Annotated in this window: 14 protein-coding genes and 2 tRNA genes; 14 read left to right on the forward strand and 2 right to left on the reverse strand. The window is 67.4% G+C overall.

Going from position 1 to position 17,062, the window contains the following annotated elements:
* Nucleotides 1-26 precede the first annotated feature (26 nt).
* From ACE3PU_RS12445 to ACE3PU_RS12480, 8 genes are all read left to right on the forward strand, one after another.
* Nucleotides 27-668: a ribonuclease E/G gene (locus ACE3PU_RS12445; protein WP_374390340.1), complete on the forward strand. Its 642-nt coding sequence runs from the start codon at nucleotides 27-29 to the stop codon at nucleotides 666-668.
* Nucleotides 665-835: a DNA gyrase inhibitor YacG gene (locus ACE3PU_RS12450; RefSeq protein WP_374390237.1), complete on the forward strand. Its 171-nt coding sequence runs from the start codon at nucleotides 665-667 to the stop codon at nucleotides 833-835. The genes ACE3PU_RS12445 and ACE3PU_RS12450 overlap by 4 nt, the downstream gene beginning before the upstream one ends.
* 63 nt (nucleotides 836-898) lie before the next feature.
* Nucleotides 899-974: transfer RNA gene (locus ACE3PU_RS12455), tRNA-Phe, on the forward strand.
* 434 nt (nucleotides 975-1,408) lie between these two features.
* Nucleotides 1,409-2,299 (forward strand): MotA/TolQ/ExbB proton channel family protein, encoded by an 891-nt coding sequence (locus ACE3PU_RS12460; RefSeq protein WP_374390240.1) that lies wholly within the window; start codon nucleotides 1,409-1,411, stop codon nucleotides 2,297-2,299.
* A gap of 5 nt (nucleotides 2,300-2,304) precedes the next feature.
* Nucleotides 2,305-2,739, forward strand: a complete 435-nt coding sequence (locus ACE3PU_RS12465) for a biopolymer transporter ExbD (RefSeq protein ID WP_374390242.1) — start codon at nucleotides 2,305-2,307, stop codon at nucleotides 2,737-2,739.
* A gap of 10 nt (nucleotides 2,740-2,749) precedes the next feature.
* Complete coding sequence (locus ACE3PU_RS12470; RefSeq protein WP_374390244.1) at nucleotides 2,750-3,463, forward strand: energy transducer TonB; 714 nt, start codon at nucleotides 2,750-2,752, stop codon at nucleotides 3,461-3,463.
* A gap of 121 nt (nucleotides 3,464-3,584) precedes the next feature.
* A tRNA-His gene (locus ACE3PU_RS12475) sits at nucleotides 3,585-3,661 on the forward strand.
* Between the two features lie 97 nt (nucleotides 3,662-3,758).
* A complete protein-coding gene (locus ACE3PU_RS12480) occupies nucleotides 3,759-4,745 on the forward strand; it encodes an aldo/keto reductase (RefSeq protein ID WP_374390246.1) in 987 nt (328 codons plus the stop codon).
* A 65-nt stretch (nucleotides 4,746-4,810) separates the two neighbouring features.
* On the opposite strand, the gene ACE3PU_RS12485 is transcribed toward ACE3PU_RS12480, so the two are convergent.
* Both ACE3PU_RS12485 and ligA read right to left on the reverse strand, forming a co-directional pair.
* The gene (locus ACE3PU_RS12485) at nucleotides 4,811-5,233 is read right to left on the reverse strand and encodes a DUF2147 domain-containing protein (protein WP_374390248.1); all 423 of its coding nucleotides are present in this window, start codon (nucleotides 5,231-5,233) and stop codon (nucleotides 4,811-4,813) included.
* Nucleotides 5,234-5,358: 125 nt separating this feature from the next.
* Nucleotides 5,359-7,689, reverse strand: a complete 2,331-nt coding sequence (gene ligA / locus ACE3PU_RS12490) for an NAD-dependent DNA ligase LigA (RefSeq protein WP_374390250.1) — start codon at nucleotides 7,687-7,689, stop codon at nucleotides 5,359-5,361.
* Between the two features lie 116 nt (nucleotides 7,690-7,805).
* Between ligA and ACE3PU_RS12495 the strand changes: the two genes are divergently transcribed.
* The 6 genes from ACE3PU_RS12495 (at nucleotide 7,806) to gspD (ending at nucleotide 17,062) form a co-directional block, all read left to right on the forward strand.
* The gene (locus tag ACE3PU_RS12495) at nucleotides 7,806-8,768 is read left to right on the forward strand and encodes a M28 family peptidase (RefSeq protein WP_374390252.1); all 963 of its coding nucleotides are present in this window, start codon (nucleotides 7,806-7,808) and stop codon (nucleotides 8,766-8,768) included.
* A complete protein-coding gene (locus ACE3PU_RS12500; RefSeq protein WP_374390254.1) occupies nucleotides 8,765-9,268 on the forward strand; it encodes a hypothetical protein in 504 nt (167 codons plus the stop codon). The genes ACE3PU_RS12495 and ACE3PU_RS12500 overlap by 4 nt, the downstream gene beginning before the upstream one ends.
* 414 nt (nucleotides 9,269-9,682) lie before the next feature.
* Nucleotides 9,683-11,197, forward strand: coding sequence for a hypothetical protein (locus ACE3PU_RS12505; RefSeq protein WP_374390256.1), 1,515 nt, complete (start codon nucleotides 9,683-9,685; stop codon nucleotides 11,195-11,197).
* Nucleotides 11,198-11,283: 86 nt separating this feature from the next.
* Entirely contained in the window at nucleotides 11,284-13,923 is a 2,640-nt protein-coding gene (locus ACE3PU_RS12510) for a TonB-dependent receptor domain-containing protein (protein ID WP_374390258.1), read from the forward strand.
* Between the two features lie 191 nt (nucleotides 13,924-14,114).
* On the forward strand, nucleotides 14,115-14,945 hold the full coding sequence (locus tag ACE3PU_RS12515) for a type II secretion system protein N (protein WP_374390260.1): 831 nt from the start codon (nucleotides 14,115-14,117) through the stop codon (nucleotides 14,943-14,945).
* Nucleotides 14,942-17,062: a type II secretion system secretin GspD gene (gspD, locus tag ACE3PU_RS12520; RefSeq protein ID WP_374390262.1), complete on the forward strand. Its 2,121-nt coding sequence runs from the start codon at nucleotides 14,942-14,944 to the stop codon at nucleotides 17,060-17,062. Before ACE3PU_RS12515 ends, gspD begins: the two co-directional genes overlap by 4 nt.

The raw sequence follows: 17,062 nt of genomic DNA on the forward strand, positions 1-17,062 counted from the left end.
CCCCTTCGATCGCTGATCGGTTGCGTATGATCGCGCCCGGCGTGCCGATCGTCGGGGGGCTCGCCGCCCTGGACGCCGCTGACGAGGCGCAGGACGAGGCGCTGTCCGATCACTTCACGTTTCCCGCCCAGGGTCTGGACCTGGCGATCCAGCGCACGCGCGCCCTTGTCGCGGTCGATGTGGACCATGCGCCGGAGCCGGGTCGCGATCCCTCCAGGAGCAGGGCCGCCGCGAACGCCCACGCGTTGCGGCAGGCCGCGCGGCTGATCGGCTTGAAGGGGTGGGGCGGCCTGGTCGTCATCGATGTCGCGGGCGACGGTCGGGACGGGGAGGCGCTGCTCAAGACCGCGCGAGCCGCGTTCACACATGAGCCGCAGGCCGTGTTTGGCCCGGTCAGCCGCTTCGGCCTTATCCAGCTGTCGACGCCCTGGAAGCGGACCCCGATTGAGGAAGTCCTGGCGCCGGGCGTGCGAACACGGGCGCAGGCGCTGGTCCGTCAGTTGAGGCGACATATCCTGTCGGACACGACATCCGCGCGCGTCGTCGCCTATTCTGCGCCTGACGAAGCTGTCGTCGCGGCGCCTTTGGCGGCCCAACTGGGCCCACGCGTCCTGGTCAGGGCCGACGCAGCCTTGGCTCCTGGGCGCAGCCGCATAGAGGAGGCATGACCGTGGCCCTTTGTCCCATCTGCCGGAAATCCGAAGCCGATCCCAAGTACAGACCGTTCTGCTCGCGCCGCTGCTCCGACGTCGATCTGCAGCGTTGGTTTGCGGGTTCCTACGTCATCCCGGGAGAGGCCGACGAGGGTTCCGACGAAGAACCGCAAAACGACTGAAACCGACGCTGGACACCCGAAACCGGCTCGCCTATAGACGCCGCTCTCGCGACGCCGAGCGGCGCCTGGATAGCTCAGTTGGTAGAGCAGCGGATTGAAAATCCGCGTGTCGGTGGTTCGAATCCGCCTCCAGGCACCATTTTCCCCCTCATCGTCGGCGCCCCCCTCCCATCGAACAAGCTTGCGCCGTTCGCCGATCGACAATCATGAAATTGTCGCGTTTGGCCGACTAGATGCGTCCCAGCGCACGAGTTCGCCCGCAACCCCATCGGTGGCGAAATCGCGCGCTTCGCCCTTGACGCTCTGGTAACGGTTCGCCAAAGGGTTTCGGGACGCCTTCCCAGAGTAAACTTTCTGGGTGGAGTTCGACGAGGCCGAGGATCAGATTCCGACGCTTCAATCATCGGCGGGGGGCCTTCCGGGCAACCGGACGGGTTCTCGCTCGTTTTCAGCGGACTCTGGTTCCAGATTGGGACGGGGGGCGTTGAAGGAAACATCTCAGGTTGGGGGACGGCCGGTGACATGGCCGAACCTTTGGTTCCACGAGTCAGACCAAGCAGGAACTGGCGAATTATGCTGATCAGCAAGAAGACCAACACCCTCCTCGCCATGGCCGGCGTCGCCGTCCTCATGGCGAGCACGCCCGTTCTGGCGCAAGCGCCGGCCGAGCCCACCCCGGCCGCCGCGCCGGCCGCGGCTCCCGCTGCGCCCGCCGATGCGGCTGCTCCGGAAGCCGATCCCGCGTCGATGAGCGAAGCCGTCGGCGGCGGTCACGGCGGCGGCATCACCCCGATCTCGATGTTCATGGAAGCGACCGTGGTCGTTAAGGTCGTCATGGCCGGCCTGCTGCTGGCGTCGATCTTCTCGTGGACGCTGCTGCTCATCAAGCTGTTCGAGTTCGGCGCTCTGAACCGCAAGACGGACGCCTTCCTCGAGAACTTCCGTGGCGCCCGCACCATCGCCGACATGAAGGCGGTCGCGACCGCCGAAGAGTATGAAGGCAACCCGCTGGCTGACATGGCCGCCGCGGCCACCGAAGAAGTCGACCTGTCGCGTCAGGCCGGCCTTTCGGTCACCGGCGATCACCGCCACGACACCCTGGCTCGCGCCCAAGCCGCCGTCACCGCCGTTCAGGCCGGTCTGGCCAAGCGCATCTCGGGCGGTCAGCAGTTCCTGGCCTCGGTCGGTTCGTCCGGTCCGTTCGTCGGTCTGTTCGGCACCGTGTACGGCATCATGAACTCGTTCATCGGCATCGCGGAATCGAACACCACCAACCTGGCCGTCGTCGCCCCCGGTATCGCCGAGGCGCTGCTGGCCACCGGTATCGGCCTCTTCGCCGCTATCCCGGCGGTTATCTTCTACAACTACTTCAACACCCGCATCGCCGCCTACGGCACCCGCGCGGACGGCTTCAACGCTGAACTGATCAACGGCATCTCGCGTCAACTCGACAAGGGAGCGTAATCCAGATGGCCGCCAAGCTTTCATCGGGCGGCGGTGGCAAGTACCAGATCGAGGCCAACAGCGAGATCAACGTTACGCCTTTCGTTGATGTCATGTTGGTCCTCCTGATCATCTTCATGGTGGCGGCCCCGCTCGCCTCCGTGTCGGTGCCAGTGGAACTGCCGATCGCAATGGCCCCGCCGGCCCAGAACCCGCCGAAGCCGGTCTATATTTCGATCCAGAACGACGGCGACGTCTTCGTGGGCGACTTCCGCTCCGACGTCGGCTCGCTCGGGGCGGACCTGGAAGAACAGATCGGCACGCGGAACCCGGCGGATGAGCGGATCTTCATTCGTGGCGACCAGAACACCCGCTACGGCGACTTCATGCAGGTCATGAACGCCCTGCAGGATAACGGCTTCTACAGCGTCGCCCTGGTCGGCGAAGACCAGTCGCAGTAGGCGAGGTGCAATGACAGACGTCACTTATCACCGCAGTCGTTATGACGCGCCGAAGCAGAAGGGCTTCATGGGGGTCTCGACCCCCGTGCTCCTGGTCTGCCTGCTGGTCGTCACCATTCTGTTCGCGCTTCTTCTGTTCTATCTGCAGCAGGCGAAGTTCAAGCTGAAGGAGTTCAACTACGTCGACGAGGCCGTTGAGGTCGAGTTGGTCGAGCCGGTTCCGCCGCCTCCGCCGCCTCCGCCCCCGCCCCCGCCGCCGGACACGCCTCCGCCGCCCAAGCTCCAGGTGCGCGAGCCGGTGCTCAACACCCAGGCTCCGCCGCCGCCGGTCACTCTGCCGATCGAGCCGACGAAGAAGGAAGACCGCGTCGAATATTCGGGCCCGCCCGTCATCGTCCCCGGTCCGCCGCCTCCGCCCGCTCCCCCGGCTCCGCCGCGTCCCGCTACGATCACGAACGTTTCGTGGTCGCGCCAGCCTCGCCCGGAGTTCCCCGTGCGCGCTCAGGAACGCGGGATTGAGGAGGGCACGGTTGTTCTGCTCTGCTCGGTTCAGGCCAACGGTGCGGCGACTAACTGCAGCGTGGTGTCGGAAACGCCTTCGGGCGCCGGCTTTGGTCGCGAGGCTCTTGCCTCCATGCGGTCCGCGCGTTTTGCGCCGGGCACCGTGGATGGCGTCGCGCAAGGTGGACAGGCAAGATTCACCGTGCGGTTCCGACTTCAGTAGACTGCATTATGCGGTTGAAGACGCCCCGGCTCACGCCGGGGCGTTTTTGTTTGCGCGATCACACTCTCTGACTTGATCCAAGCGTAAGCCGCCGCTAGACAACGCGCCTCGCGATGCGCGGGCCGCCTTAGCTCAGTTGGTTAGAGCGCCGGTTTGTGGAGCCGGAGGTCCTCAGTTCAAGCCTGAGAGGCGGTACCATCGTGATGCGGGTCGCAGCTTGCAGCCGACCCTCGCATCCCCACATCCCTGTCATCGGCGGCTATGGCGCTAAATTCACCATCGACAGGAGAGCGCCATGAAAACGCGCACGTTGGGCCCGAACGGTCCCGAGGTTTCAGCAATCGGCCTGGGCTGCATGGGCATGAGCGCCTTCTACGGCGGCGGCGACGAGGCGCAGTCGATCGCCGTCATTCACCGCGCGCTCGATCTCGGCGTGACCCTGCTCGACACCGCGGAAATGTACGGCCCGCATACCAATGAAGTGCTGGTCGGGAAGGCGCTCAAAGGCCGCCGCGACCAGGCGTTCCTCGCCACGAAGTTCGGCATTGGCTATAACGCCGACCGCACCAGGTTGGCTGTCGATGGCCGCCCGGAGAATGTGCGCCGGGCCATCGAAGGCAGCCTTCAGCGCCTCGGAGTCGACCACGTCGACCTGTATTATCTGCACCGCGTCGATCCCGACACGCCGATCGAGGACACGGTCGGCGCCATGGCCGAGCTGGTGCGGGAGGGGAAGGTGCGGTTCCTGGGGCTGTCCGAGGCGGCGCCCGGGACGCTTCGCAAGGCGCATGCGACCCATCCGATCACCGCGCTTCAGACCGAGTATTCGCTATGGAGCCGCGAGCCCGAGGACGAATTGTTCGCCACCGTGCGTGAGCTGGGGATCGGCTTCGTGCCCTACAGCCCGCTGGGGCGCGGCTTCCTGTCCGGCGACATCAGATCGATCGACGACCTGGCGCCTGACGATTTCCGCCGCTCCAATCCCCGCTTCATGGGCGAGAACTTCCAGAAGAACCTCGACCTCGTCGAGGCGGTGAAGACGATCGCCGCCGACAAGGGCGTGACGGCGGCGCAGCTGGCCCTGGCCTGGGTGTTGGCCCAAGGGGACGATCTGGTCCCGATCCCCGGCACCCGCCGCATCCCCACCCTGGAGCAGAATGCGGCTGCGGTTGATCTGGTGCTGACGCCGGAAGACCTGGCACGGATCGATGCGGTCTTTCCCAAGGGCGCGGCGTCCGGCCATCGCTATGCCGAGGCGGCGCGGTCGGCGCTCAACCGGTGACCCGCGCCGCATGAAAAAGCCCGGCCTGATCGCTCAGGCCGGGCAAAACTTTCGTATGGCGTCGCTTACTGGATGCGGGTCCAGGTCTGGGTCTTGCACAAGGGCGCGACGACGCACCCCCGAAGGCGCAACGCGTTGTCGCCCTGCAGGGTGATCGTCCCGCGATAGGTTCGCCCGTCGGCCGGATTATAGACGGAGCCGTTACGCCATTCGGTGGGCCCGCCGGTGAATCCGGTCAGCATGGGCAGGTTTCGCAGGGTGCGGCTGCGTTGCCGTTCGTCACGGTTATGTTCGTCACGAGCGTTGGCGTCACGGCGGATATGGTCAGACGTCACCAGGGTGCCGCACAGGGCCTGGCCGCAGCGGACGATGCGAACCTGGCCGCCGTTGGTAGGCGTTTGCCACAGGCCGGTCGGATCGGCGGCCAGCGCGGGGGAGGCGAGGGCGGCCGCCAACGTGGCGGCGGCCAGCAGGATCTTGGTCTTCATAGTCGTTCCCTTTGCTCGGGACGGTCGAAGCCGGCCCGTTGCGACGCAGGGTGATCCGCGTTTCGGTTCAAAACAAGGCTGAATCGGACGGCGATCTCCAACGAAAACCGGACGTTAGGTCAAGTTCAGCCGCCGATTAGCGCCAGCCATTCTTCCTCGGTCAGAACCTGGACGCCGTGCTTCTCGGCATCCTTGAGCTTGGACCCCGCCCCTGGGCCGGCGACCAAGTAGTCGGTCTTTTTCGAGACAGAGCCCGAAACCTTGGCGCCCAGACTTTCGGCGCGCGCTTTTGCCTCATCGCGGGTGAAGCGTTCCAGCGCGCCTGTGAAGACCACGGTCTTGCCGGCCACGGGGGTGTCGGCGCGCGGTCGTTCGGCGTCGATGATCTCGGTCAGTTCGGCCTCGAGCGCGGCGACGACCTCGAGATTGTGCGGTTCATGGAAAAAGTGGGCCAGCGCCAGCGCGGCGACCGGGCCGACGCCGGTCACGCCGCCGATCTGGTTCAGCATTTCAGATGGGCCTTCCTCGCGCGCCACGTGAGCCAGTTGGACCAGACCGGACCAGTCGTCCACCATCGCCGCCAGCGACCGCCGCGCCGGCGCGGCCATGCCGGGGAAGGCCTGGCTGATCTTCATGTCCATGGTGGCCTCGGGCCAGGGGTCGGCGGCCGGCGGCGCGGCCTCGGCCATCAGGGTCAGGACCCGCGGCGACACCGCATGGGCCGCGGCCAACTGCGTCCAGGCGGCCGACGGCACGCCGGCTGCGGCCTCGAGGCAGGCCGCCTTCAACAAGCTCCAGCTCTCGAAGGCGCGGGCCAGAACGATGGACGTCTGTTCGCCGATCTCGCGAATGCCCAGGCCGAACAGAAAGCGATCCAGCGAAATGACGCGGCGAGCGTCGATGCCCGCGACCAGATTGCGGATACTGGTCTCGCCATAGCCGTCCTCGTCGGCCAGTTCCGCCAGCTTGGCCTCGTCGCGCGCCAGGCGGAAGATGTCGGCCGGCTCCCGGATCCAGCCGCGCGAATGGAAGGCGACCAGTTGCTTTTCGCCCAGCCCTTCGATGTCGAAGGCGCGGCGACCCACGAAATGCTTGAGGCGCTCCACGATCTGGGCGTCACAGATCAGGCCCCCCGTGCACCGCCGCTTGACCTCGTCGCCTTCACGCACCGCTTCCGAGCCGCAGACCGGGCAGCGATCGGGAAAGACGTAGGGTGCGGCGTCCGCCGGACGCAGATCGTGGACGACGCCGAGGATTTGCGGGATCACGTCGCCCGCGCGTTGCAGCCGCACGGTGTCGCCGATCCGGACATCCAGCCGCTGGATCTCGTCTTCGTTGTGCAGGGTCGCGTTGCGGACGACAACGCCGCCCACCGTGACGGGATGCAGCCGGGCGACCGGCGTCAGCGAGCCCGTTCGGCCGACCTGGATGTCGATCCCTTCCAGGATCGTAGTCGCCTGCTGGGCTGGAAACTTGTGGGCGATCGCCCAGCGAGGGCTTCTGGCCACAAAGCCCAGGCGCCGCTGCCAGTCCAGGCGGTCGACCTTGTAGACCACGCCGTCGATATCATAGCCCAGCGTGGCGCGGTCGCGCTCCAGCTCGCGATAGACGGAGATCAGACCTTCGGCGCCTTCGACGCGGCGGGATCGTTCGTTGACCGGGAAACCCCAGGCCTTCAGGCGCTGCAGGGCCTCCCACTGGGTTTCGGCGAAGTCGGTTGAGTGTTCGCCCCAGGCGTAGGCGAAGAAGTTCAGAGGCCGCCGTGCCGTGATGGCGGCGTCCTTCTGGCGCAGCGAACCCGCGGCGAAGTTGCGGGGATTGGCATAGGTGCGCCTGCCTTCGGCCTCGGCCTCGGCATTAAAGGCGGCGAAGGCGTCGTTCGGGGCATAGACCTCGCCGCGCACCTCGATGCGGTCAGGCCAGGCATCCCCGGCCAGGCTCTGTTTCACGTCGGCGATGGTCTTCAGATTCGCGGTGACGTCTTCGCCGGTCCGGCCGTCGCCCCGCGTGGCGCCGACGGTCAGCCGGCCGTCGACATAGAGCAGATTGGCCGACAGCCCATCGATCTTGGGCTCCGCCACGAAAGCGATCGGTTCGTCGGCGGGCAGCTTCAGGAAGCGTGCGATGCGCGCCACGAAATCGCGGACTTCGCCCTCGTCGAAGGCGTTGTCGAGAGACAGCATCGGCACGCCGTGACGCACTTCTGCGAACTGGCTCGAAGCGGCGGCCCCGACCTTGCTGGACGGCGAATCCGACCGGATCAGTTTCGGGAAGCGCGCCTCGATGGCGCTGTTTCTCAGGCGAAGCGCATCGTAGTCGGCGTCCGAGATTTCCGGAGCGGCCTCACCATACAGCGCATCATGGCGAGCGATCTCCTCCGCCAGCCAGGCCAGCTCCGCTTCCGCCGCCTCGGGGGACAGATCTTCGACAGGACTGGAGGAAGGATTCGCGGCCATCTCTCCCCATACCACCGCCCGCCCGGCTGTGCAGGCCGGCGAGATCAGATGACAGATCGGTATGCTGACGCCGGGTCTCCGGAACGATAGGTTGAGCGCCCGCTTCCGGAGTCCACATGATCCGTTCCGCCACTCGCACCGCGCTCCTTTGCGCCGCCGCCGTCGTCGGGACGGCCTGCGCCCCGCAGACCACGCCAACGCCGTCTGCGGCCCTTCCGCCGGCGCAGGCGATCGACCCGCAGCTCCTGGAGGATGTGCGAATCCTTTCTGCTGACGACATGCAGGGCCGCGACACCGGATCGGCCGGAGGGCGGAAGGCGCGCGACTATATCGTCGCCCGGCTGGAGGCCATGGGCGTCGCGCCCGCGCCCTTCGGTCGGCTGCAGCCGTTCGAGGCGCAAGGGCGGACGCGTGAGGGCGTGAAGACCTTCGACGGCGTCAATATCGTCGGCCTGATTCCCGGGTCACGGACGATGGACCGCTACATCGTCGTCACCGCCCATTACGACCATGTCGGGATATCTGACGGCCAGATCTATAACGGCGCCGACGACAACGCCTCGGGCGTCGCCACGATGCTGGCGCTGGCGGCGTCCCTGAAGGCCCAGCCGCCGGAGCACAGCGTGCTGATCGTCGCTCTGGACGGAGAGGAGCGAGGGCTGCTGGGGGCGAGAGAGTTCGTTTCGGCGCCGCCTGTGCCGTTGTCGGCCATCAGCCTGAACCTGAACTTCGACATGACCGCGCGGGCGGAGACGGACGGCCGCCTGTGGGTCACCGGCTCCTATCAGCATCCCGCCCTGCGCCCGATCCTGGAAGCGGTGCCGGCGAACGGCCAGGTCTCTCTCGCCTTCGGCAAGGACACGCCACAGGACGAGGGCGAGAACAATTGGGTGGACGCGTCCGACCATGCGGCCTTCCATGCCGCGGGCGTGCCCTTCCTCTATCTGGGCGTCGATTATCACCCCGACTACCACCGCCCGAGCGACGACTTCGAACGGATCACGCCGTCGGTCTTCGCCAGCTCGACCGCTCTGGCGATCGCGGCCTTCCGGGCGTTAGACAGGTCGCTGGACCGATGAGGCGGGCCGCAGCCGCTGTTGTCGTGCTTTGCGCCGCCGCCCTGGCCGCCTGCGAGGGGCCGTCGGCTCCCGCGGAAAAGATCGCGGCGAACGAGGCGTTCCGACACGCGCTGTCAGGCGATGTCTCGGGCGAGTATCGTCCCGTGGCGCCCGTCCAGATCGGCGAAGTCGGCCTGGACAGCGTCTTCATCGGCCAGACCGCGGCCTTGGAGGCCTGGGAGCAGGGCAGGGGCGGGTCGGCCCCTGTCGTCGTCGTCCTGACCACGCCGGGCGGCCGGATGAGCGTGGGGCCCTTGTCTTATCAGATCACCGATGACGCGGTTCGCTTCCACGGCGTGGGGATCAAGGGTCTGAGCGTGACGCTGAACGCCCGGCTGGATCAGGGCGCGCTGGCCACCGCGCGCCGCAACCTTGGCGACCAGACGCCCGTGATCGAGGGGACCCTGTCTGTCGGAGGGCGAGGCGCGCCGGTGCGTCTGACGCCCTGGACCGGGGATTAGCCGGTCAAGCAGCGCGCAAGGGCGAACGTCCCGCCAGCGACCGCCAGCCAAAGGCCGACGCCGACTGCGGCCAGCCAAGGCCGCGCCCTACGGGCCCGTTCGACGCTGCGGTTTCGGTCCTTCATATTCAACCAAAGGTAGCACAGCTGCGCGCGCCTATCCAGGTGGACAGCGCCGAAGTGGATTGTGACGTTTCCGCCGTCACCGGATCGATCGTCGTGAAACCGCGTCGGAAACGCCAAAAAACCTCCGGCTAAGTTTCACGAAGAAGCGCAAGCGCCGTCACGTGTGCTGACTATTCATCCACGCTGGGCAGGAGGGGCGACGCGTCGTCACGGTCGGGCATGGGTCCGGCTGTCCCCTGTCATAGCTCTTTGGATCAGACACGGTGGACTGATGATGACCGGCCAACAGATGAAATCCCTGCTCGTGGTCGCCGCCAGCGCCCTTGCGCTCGCCGCCTGCGGTTCGTCCGAGGTGGCCTCGCCGGGCGAAGGCGACTTCGGCGGCGGCACCGGCGGTGGCGGCGGCGGCGGTCCGACCACCCCGCCCCCGGGCACGCCCGCAGCCGACTGCCCGACCGGTCTGGCCAATGTCGGCACCATCGCCAACAACACCCTGCGCGTCTGCCAGCTGCCTCAGCAGATCCTCGGCAACCTGACGCTGGCCGTCCGCGCCGGCACCATCTATTCGATCACGGGTCGCACGGAAGTCGGCACCGACCGCGGCGTCGATCCGGCGTCGACCACGGGCAGCCAGGGCATCCTGACCATCGAGCCGGGCGTGCGCATCTTCGCCTCGGGTGGCGGCGACTATTTGATCGTGAACCGCGGTTCGCAGATCTTCGCCGAAGGCACGGCGACCAACCCGATCATCTTCACCAGCCGTCAGAACGTTGAAGGTTCGGCCACCGAAGGGTCGCAGGGTCAGTGGGGCGGCATCGTCCTGGCCGGCCGCGCGCCTCAGGCCAACTGCCAGCTGACCGCGCCGGTCACCTGCACCGGCCAGGTCGAGGGCACCAACGCCTTCTACGGCGGCAACACCCCGGCCGATAACTCGGGCCGTCTGCGCTACGTCCAGATCAAGTACTCGGGCTTCGAGATCTCGACCGGCAACGAGCTGCAGGCCCTGACCCTCGCCGGCGTCGGCTCGGGCACGGTCATCGATCACGTCCAGTCCTACAACTCCTCGGATGACGGCATCGAGATCTTCGGCGGCAACGCCAACCTGAAGTACATCGTCATCAACGGCGCGGACGACGACGGCCTGGACACCGACACCGGCTGGCGCGGCGGCGCCCAGTTCGGCATCGTGACCCAGCGCGCGCCGAACTCCACCAGCCGTTCGGCCGGCTTCGAGTTCTCCTCGGCTCCGACCTCCACTCCGTACGCCGCTCGTTACCTGTCGCAGCCGAAGATCGCCAACTGGACCCTGGTCGGCCGCAACTCGCCGACCGACGCCCACACCGTGATGCACTTCGACACCGGCACCAACCCGACGCTGCTGAACATCGTCGCCACCAGCACGACCGGCTCGGCCGCGGGCTGCTTCGACATCGCCGACGCGGACACCGCGACCAGCTTCGACGGCGGTTCGAGCCCGACGATCCGCTCGGTCTACATGTCCTGCGGCATCTCGTACCGTCCGGCCAACGCGGCCCGCTCCACGGCGGTGTTCACCAACGCCCGCAACACGAACGTGACGGCGAACGGCGCTTCCACCCTGACGGCGCCGGCTTCCGGCACGACCATCTCCAACCAGAACCTGGCCTTCATCAACGGCGCGAACGAAAACGCCGTGACGGCGGTCGATGCGAAGGCAGTCTACTCCTTCTTCGACACCACCACCTACATCGGCGCCGTGCGCAACGCGTCCGACACCTGGTGGCAGGGTTGGACCTGCGGCCTGACCTCGGGTTCGACCTGCTGATTGAGCTGAAGCAGGCGGCGGCTCCGCTCCGGAGCCGCCGCCGCCCCTTTTGGGCGCCTGCCGTCTCTCGAACCAAGGCTCAGACAATGAAGAAACTGACGATGACCCTGAGCGGGGTCCTGCTGGCCACCAGCGCGCTGATCGCGCCGGGTCTGGCATTCGCTCAAACCGAAACCGCGCCGACCCAGCAGACCCCGGCCGAGCAGGCCGAGCCGTCGACGGTCGACGAGATCGTCGTTCTGGGCCGCTACATCCCCGAACCCAATCGCGAAAGCTCCGAAGTCGCGGCCTTCCTGACGTCGGAAGACTTGGAACGGACCGGCGACAGCAACGCCGCAGCCGCCCTGACTCGCGTCACCGGCCTGTCGATCGTCGAAGGTCGCTTCATCTATGTCCGCGGTCTGGGCGAGCGGTATTCGTCCGCTCTGCTGAACGGCTCGCCGCTGCCCAGCCCCGAGCCCCTGCAGCGCGTCGTTCCGCTGGACCTGTTCCCCTCCAGCATCCTGGACGGCGTGACCGTTCAGAAGACCTATTCGGCCAACTTCCCCGGCGAGTTCGGCGGTGGCGTCATCGACCTGCACACGGTCGACGCGCCCGCCGATCCGTTCTTCACGATGAAGCTGTCGCTGGGCGGAAACACCGAGTCGACCGGTCAGGAAAACCTGATCTACTACGGCTCGCGCACCGACTTCACCGGCTTCGACGATGACACGCGCGAGGTTCCGGGTCTGATCGGCATCGCGTTCGCCAGCGGTCAGCAGATCAATCGCGCCAACTTCACCGCCGAGCAGCTGCAGGCCATGGGCCATTCGCTGGTCAACGCGCCGCTTCGCCTGCTGCAGCGCGAGAAGACGCCGATCGACGGCGGCCTGGAACTGGCAGGCGGGTTCTCGCAGGACACCGGTCTGGGCACGCTGGGGATCATCGCGGTCGCCGGCTACGACAACAGCTGGCGCGCCCGTGAAGGCGTCCAGGAAGAAGGGCAGTTCCAGGGCGAGGAGCTGGTTCCTGTCTCGACCTATGCGGTCCAGTCGAACCAGAACGACATCCGCCTGAACTTCCTCGGCGGCCTGTCGCTGTCGACCGACGACCACGAGGTGAAGTGGACCAACCTGTACGTCCGCAACACGTCCAAGGAAGCACGTTCGACGGCCGGCCCGGACTTCGACGCCGGCGGCGGCGTGATCCGCAACGACTACACCGAGTGGTTCGTCCGCCAGCTGTTCACCAGCCAATTGGCCGGCGAGCACCACTTCATGGACGGTCTGCTGGAGATCGACTGGCGCGCGGCCTACGCCAAGACGTCGCGCGACGCGCCGTATGAATCGCGCTTCCAGTACGGCGTCGACGCGGACGGTGACTTCATCCACAACGTCCAGGGCAACCTGATCTCGTTCAGCGAGCTGGATGACGACATCGTCTCGGGCGGGGCGGACATCGCCTACACCGTGCCGCTGTCGAACGCTCGCGAGGTCGTTTTCAGCGCCGGCGTGTCGTCGTTCGACAACAATCGAGAGGCCGAGCGTCACGATCTGCAGTTCGAGGCGGTCAACGGCCTGACGGAAGAGCAGCGCCAGTCGCGCATCGACTATCTGTTCTCGGACTTCAACATCAACCCCAGCACGCTGCAGCTGCGCGAGATCGCGGGCATCAACGGCGCCAGCGCCTACGACGCCGAGCTGCAGGTCAACGCCGCCTATGTGATGGCCGACGCGGAGTTGATCCCGCTGGTCCGCACTACCGTCGGCGTCCGCTTTGAGGACGGCCAGCAGAGCGTCACGCCGCGCGACCTGTTCGGCGGGGCGGCGCCCTACCAGCCGACCGAGATCGAAGAGCAGTACTGGTTGCCGTCCTTCACCGGCACCTGGAACTTCGCCGAGGACCAGCAACTGCGCGTGGGCGCGTCCCAGACGATCGGTCGGCCGCAGTTCCGCGAACTGGCCCCGCAGGCCTACACCGATCCTGAGAGCGACCGCATCTTCATCGGCAACCCGTTCCTGGTGGACACCGAAATCCTGAACCTGGACGCGCGGTACGAGTGGTACTTCGCCCGCCAGCAGTTCGTGACCGCCGGCGTCTTCTACAAGAACCTGGACAAGCCGGTTGAAGCGGTGATCGTCGATGTCGGCAACCAGCGCCAGCAATCGTTCCTGAACGCGCCGGAAGCCACCATCTTCGGCGCCGAGTTCGAGGTGAAGAAGTACTTCGAGTTCCCCGACCAGAACGCCTTCGTCTCCAACAAGCGCTGGTTGGTCCAGGCCAACTACACCTGGTCGGATTCCGAGGTCACGGTGGGCGAGGACGACACCGTCCTGACCCTGGGCGGCGCCGGTTCGCCGGAGCCGGCGAACTTCTTCATCCAGGACGGCAGCCGCCTTCAGGGACAGTCGGAGCACGTCGCCAACCTGCAACTGGGTTGGGAAGACGACACCGCGCGCTCGCAGGCGACCTTCATCGTCAACTACGTCAGCGAACGGATCACCGCCCGCGGCGCAGGCACAGGCGCCAGCCGCGAGCCGGATTACGTCCAGGAGCCTGGCGTCTTCCTGGACTTCGTGTACCGCAAGGACTTCACGGTTATGGACCGCGACCTGGGCTTCGCCCTGGAACTGCGCAACCTGCTGGGCACCGACTTTGACGAGTACCAGGAGCTTGGCAACAAGATCCGCATCAACAACTACGAGCTGGGGCAAAGCGCGTCGGTCAGCCTGACCGCCCGCTTCTGATCCACGGCGGGGACGACAAGCGCGACCGGAAGACCCTTGGGTCTTCCGGTCGTTTTTGTGAAAAATTGTCCGTTCCGGTCTTAACCGTCACGACAAGTTCTTCGCCTCGTCATGCAGCCGTGAGGCCCGCATACGGACGATTGGTCTAATGGCGCGCAGTCGGTCCTCGGGGGGCCGCTTGGACAGGCGCCGTGATCGCGACACTGCGAAATCTGAGGCCGGACACGATCCGCGAGGGGCTGCGCCAGGCGCCCTGGCGTCGCGTCGCCGAGGCCGTGCTGGCGGCCATCCTGCTTATCCAGATCGGGCGGTTGGTCTGGCTGTTCGTCGCGCCGACGCCCGCGCTTGAGACGGCCGGAGCCGCTCCCGCCAAACCGGTGGACATGGGCGTCCTGACCCGCTTCGACGCCTTCTTCCGCACCGGCGCGCCGTCGAGCTTGGCGGGCGCCTCCGGGGCGGAAGCCAGTCAGTTGCGCCTGTTCGGCGTCCGCACGGGCGGCGGCGGCGGCTCGGCCATCATCGGCCTGGCCGACGGTCGCCAGCTGTCGGTCGGCGTCGGCGAGGAGGTGGAGCCTGGCCTGGTCCTGCGTGAGGTCGGGCCCGACTTCGTCACCCTTGCGCGCGGCGAATCCCTGTCTCGGCTGACCTTCACAGAGGCGCCGGTCGGCGCGCCGCCTCCGCCCCCGCCCCCGGCCACCGAACAGGTCGTCACGCCTTCGGCCGACGCCTCGGCCGGCGCCGTGGTCGATCCCCAGCGCCTGATGGCCCAGGCCTCCCTGCGGCCTCGCATCCAGGGACTGGGGGTCAACGGCTTCACCGTCTCTTCGGCCGGCAACGCCTCTGAGCTGCGCGCCGCGGGCCTTCAGGCCGGCGACGTCATCCTGTCGGTCAACGGCACGGCGCTGAACAGTCCGCAGGCCATCGGCGCGCTGCGTGGCCAGCTGGCCAGCGCCCCTTCGGCCGAGATCCAGTACGAGCGCAACGGCGAGATGCGCACCACCACCATAAGGACGCGTCCATGAACGCCCGCATCCGCAACACCCTGGTCGGCGCCCTGACGGCGATCCTGGCCGCGCAGGGTCCGCTGGCGGCCGCGCCGGCCATGGCCCAGGCGGGCCAGACCCTGAACGTCCAGGGCGCCGACATCCGCGCCTTCATCCAGGACGTGGCGCGCACCACCGGCCGCACCTTCATCGTCGATCCGGGCGTGACCGGCACGGTGACCGTCACCAGCGACCGGCCGTTGAGCCGCGCCCAGCTGTTCGAGGTCTTCCTGTCGACCCTGCGCGCCAACGGCCTGGTCGTCACGCCGACCCGGTCGGGCGCCTATCGCATCAGCCCCGCCCAGGGCGCCGCCCAGGGGCCCGCTACGGTCGGCGCAGAGCGTTTCTCCACCGAGGTCTTCCCGCTTCGCAACATCGACGCCGCATCCGCCGCCGAGACCATCCGTCCGCTGGTCGGGGCCCAGGGCCAGGTGCTGGCGAACCCCGGCGCCAACAGCGTCGTCGTCGCCGACTTCGCCGACAATCTGGCGCGCGTCCGCTCGCTGATCGCGCGCATCGACGTGGACCGGTCCAGCTACGAGGTGGTGACGCTGGAGAACGCCTCCGCGCGCGAGATCGCGGGCGTGCTGCAGTCGGTGCTGGCCGCGCCTGGCGGGGGCGGGCAGGGGATGGTGTCGGTCACCCCCGTCGAAAGCTCCAATTCTCTGGTACTGCGTGGCGACGCCCAGGCCCTCAACCGCGTGCGCGGCCTGATCCACGACCTGGACGGCCGGTCGCGGTCGGCCCAAGACGTCAACGTCATCTTCCTGGAGCACGCCAACGCCGAGCAGCTTCTGCCCGTGCTGCAGCAGATCGTGGGTCAGCCGGTCAGCGGCGACGGCGGCGACCAGGGGCCGCGTCTCCAGACCGCCCGCGCCGCGACCAACGGCTCTGCCTCAGGCGGCCTGCGCGCCGGCCTGACCACGGCGGATGACGAAGATGCGGGGCCGATCGGCTCCACCACCATCACCGCCACCGGCCAGCGCGCCACCATCGCCCGCTTCCCCGGCGCCAACGCACTGGTGATCTCCGGCCCCGCCGATATGCAGCGCACCCTGTCGGAGGTCATCCGCCGCCTGGACGTGCGTCGCCAGCAGGTGCTGATCGAGGCCATCGTCGTCGAACTCAGTGACAACGCCGTGCGCGAGCTAGGCGTGCAATGGCTGTACGGCGGCGACAACGGCGTGGGCCTGACCAACTATTCCGACACCGCCACGCCCCTTGTCCCGATCGCAGGCGGCGCGGCTGCGGGCCAGCTGGACGAGGACGATCCGCTTCGCGAGCAGCTGCAGAACCTGGCCCTGAACACCCTGCTGGGCGCGAACGGCTTCGTCGGCGGAGCGGGCGGCCGGCTCGGCGACGGCCTGTTCGGCTTCATCATCAACGCGGCCAAGACCGACGAGGGCTCCAACCTGCTCCAAACGCCGTCGATCATGACGCTGGACAACGAGGAAGCCACCTTCCTGGTCGGCCAGGAAGTGCCGATCACCACGGGCCAGACGCTGCTGGACGGCAACTCCAACCCCTTCACCACGACCGACCGCAAGGACATCGGCGTGCGCCTGACGGTGAAGCCGCAGATCAACGCCGGCGGCTCCATCACCCTGACGCTGCGTCAGGAGGTTTCGGCCATCAACGGCGTGCTGAGCAACGGGGCCTCGGACCTGGTGCTGGACAAGCGCGAGCTGGAGACGACGCTGGTGGTCGACGACGGCGACATCGCGGTCGCCGGCGGCCTGCTGGACCAGAACGACCGGCTGCGGAACGACAAGGTGCCGGGCCTGGGCGACATTCCTGGCGTCGGCGCCCTGTTCCGCTCGACCAGCCGCCAGCGCGGCCGCACCAATCTGATGGTCTTCCTGCGCCCCACGATCGTGGGCACCCCGGAGCAGGCCCAGGGCCTCGCCGCCGATCGCTGGGGCTATATGCGCGACCAGCAACTTGCGGTTCAGCCCGATCGCGAGCCTAGCCTGGACGCTCTGGTGCGCGACTACATGCGCACCCAGCCGCCGGCCGCTCCGGCGGCGGGAGAGCCGACCGTGATCGCCCCGGTCGCGCCCGTCGCCGCTCAGCTACTGCCGCCCGCCGGGTCCTGA

Origin of the sequence: Brevundimonas sp. (assembly GCF_041911375.1) — a bacterium.
Lineage (GTDB): Bacteria > Pseudomonadota > Alphaproteobacteria > Caulobacterales > Caulobacteraceae > Brevundimonas.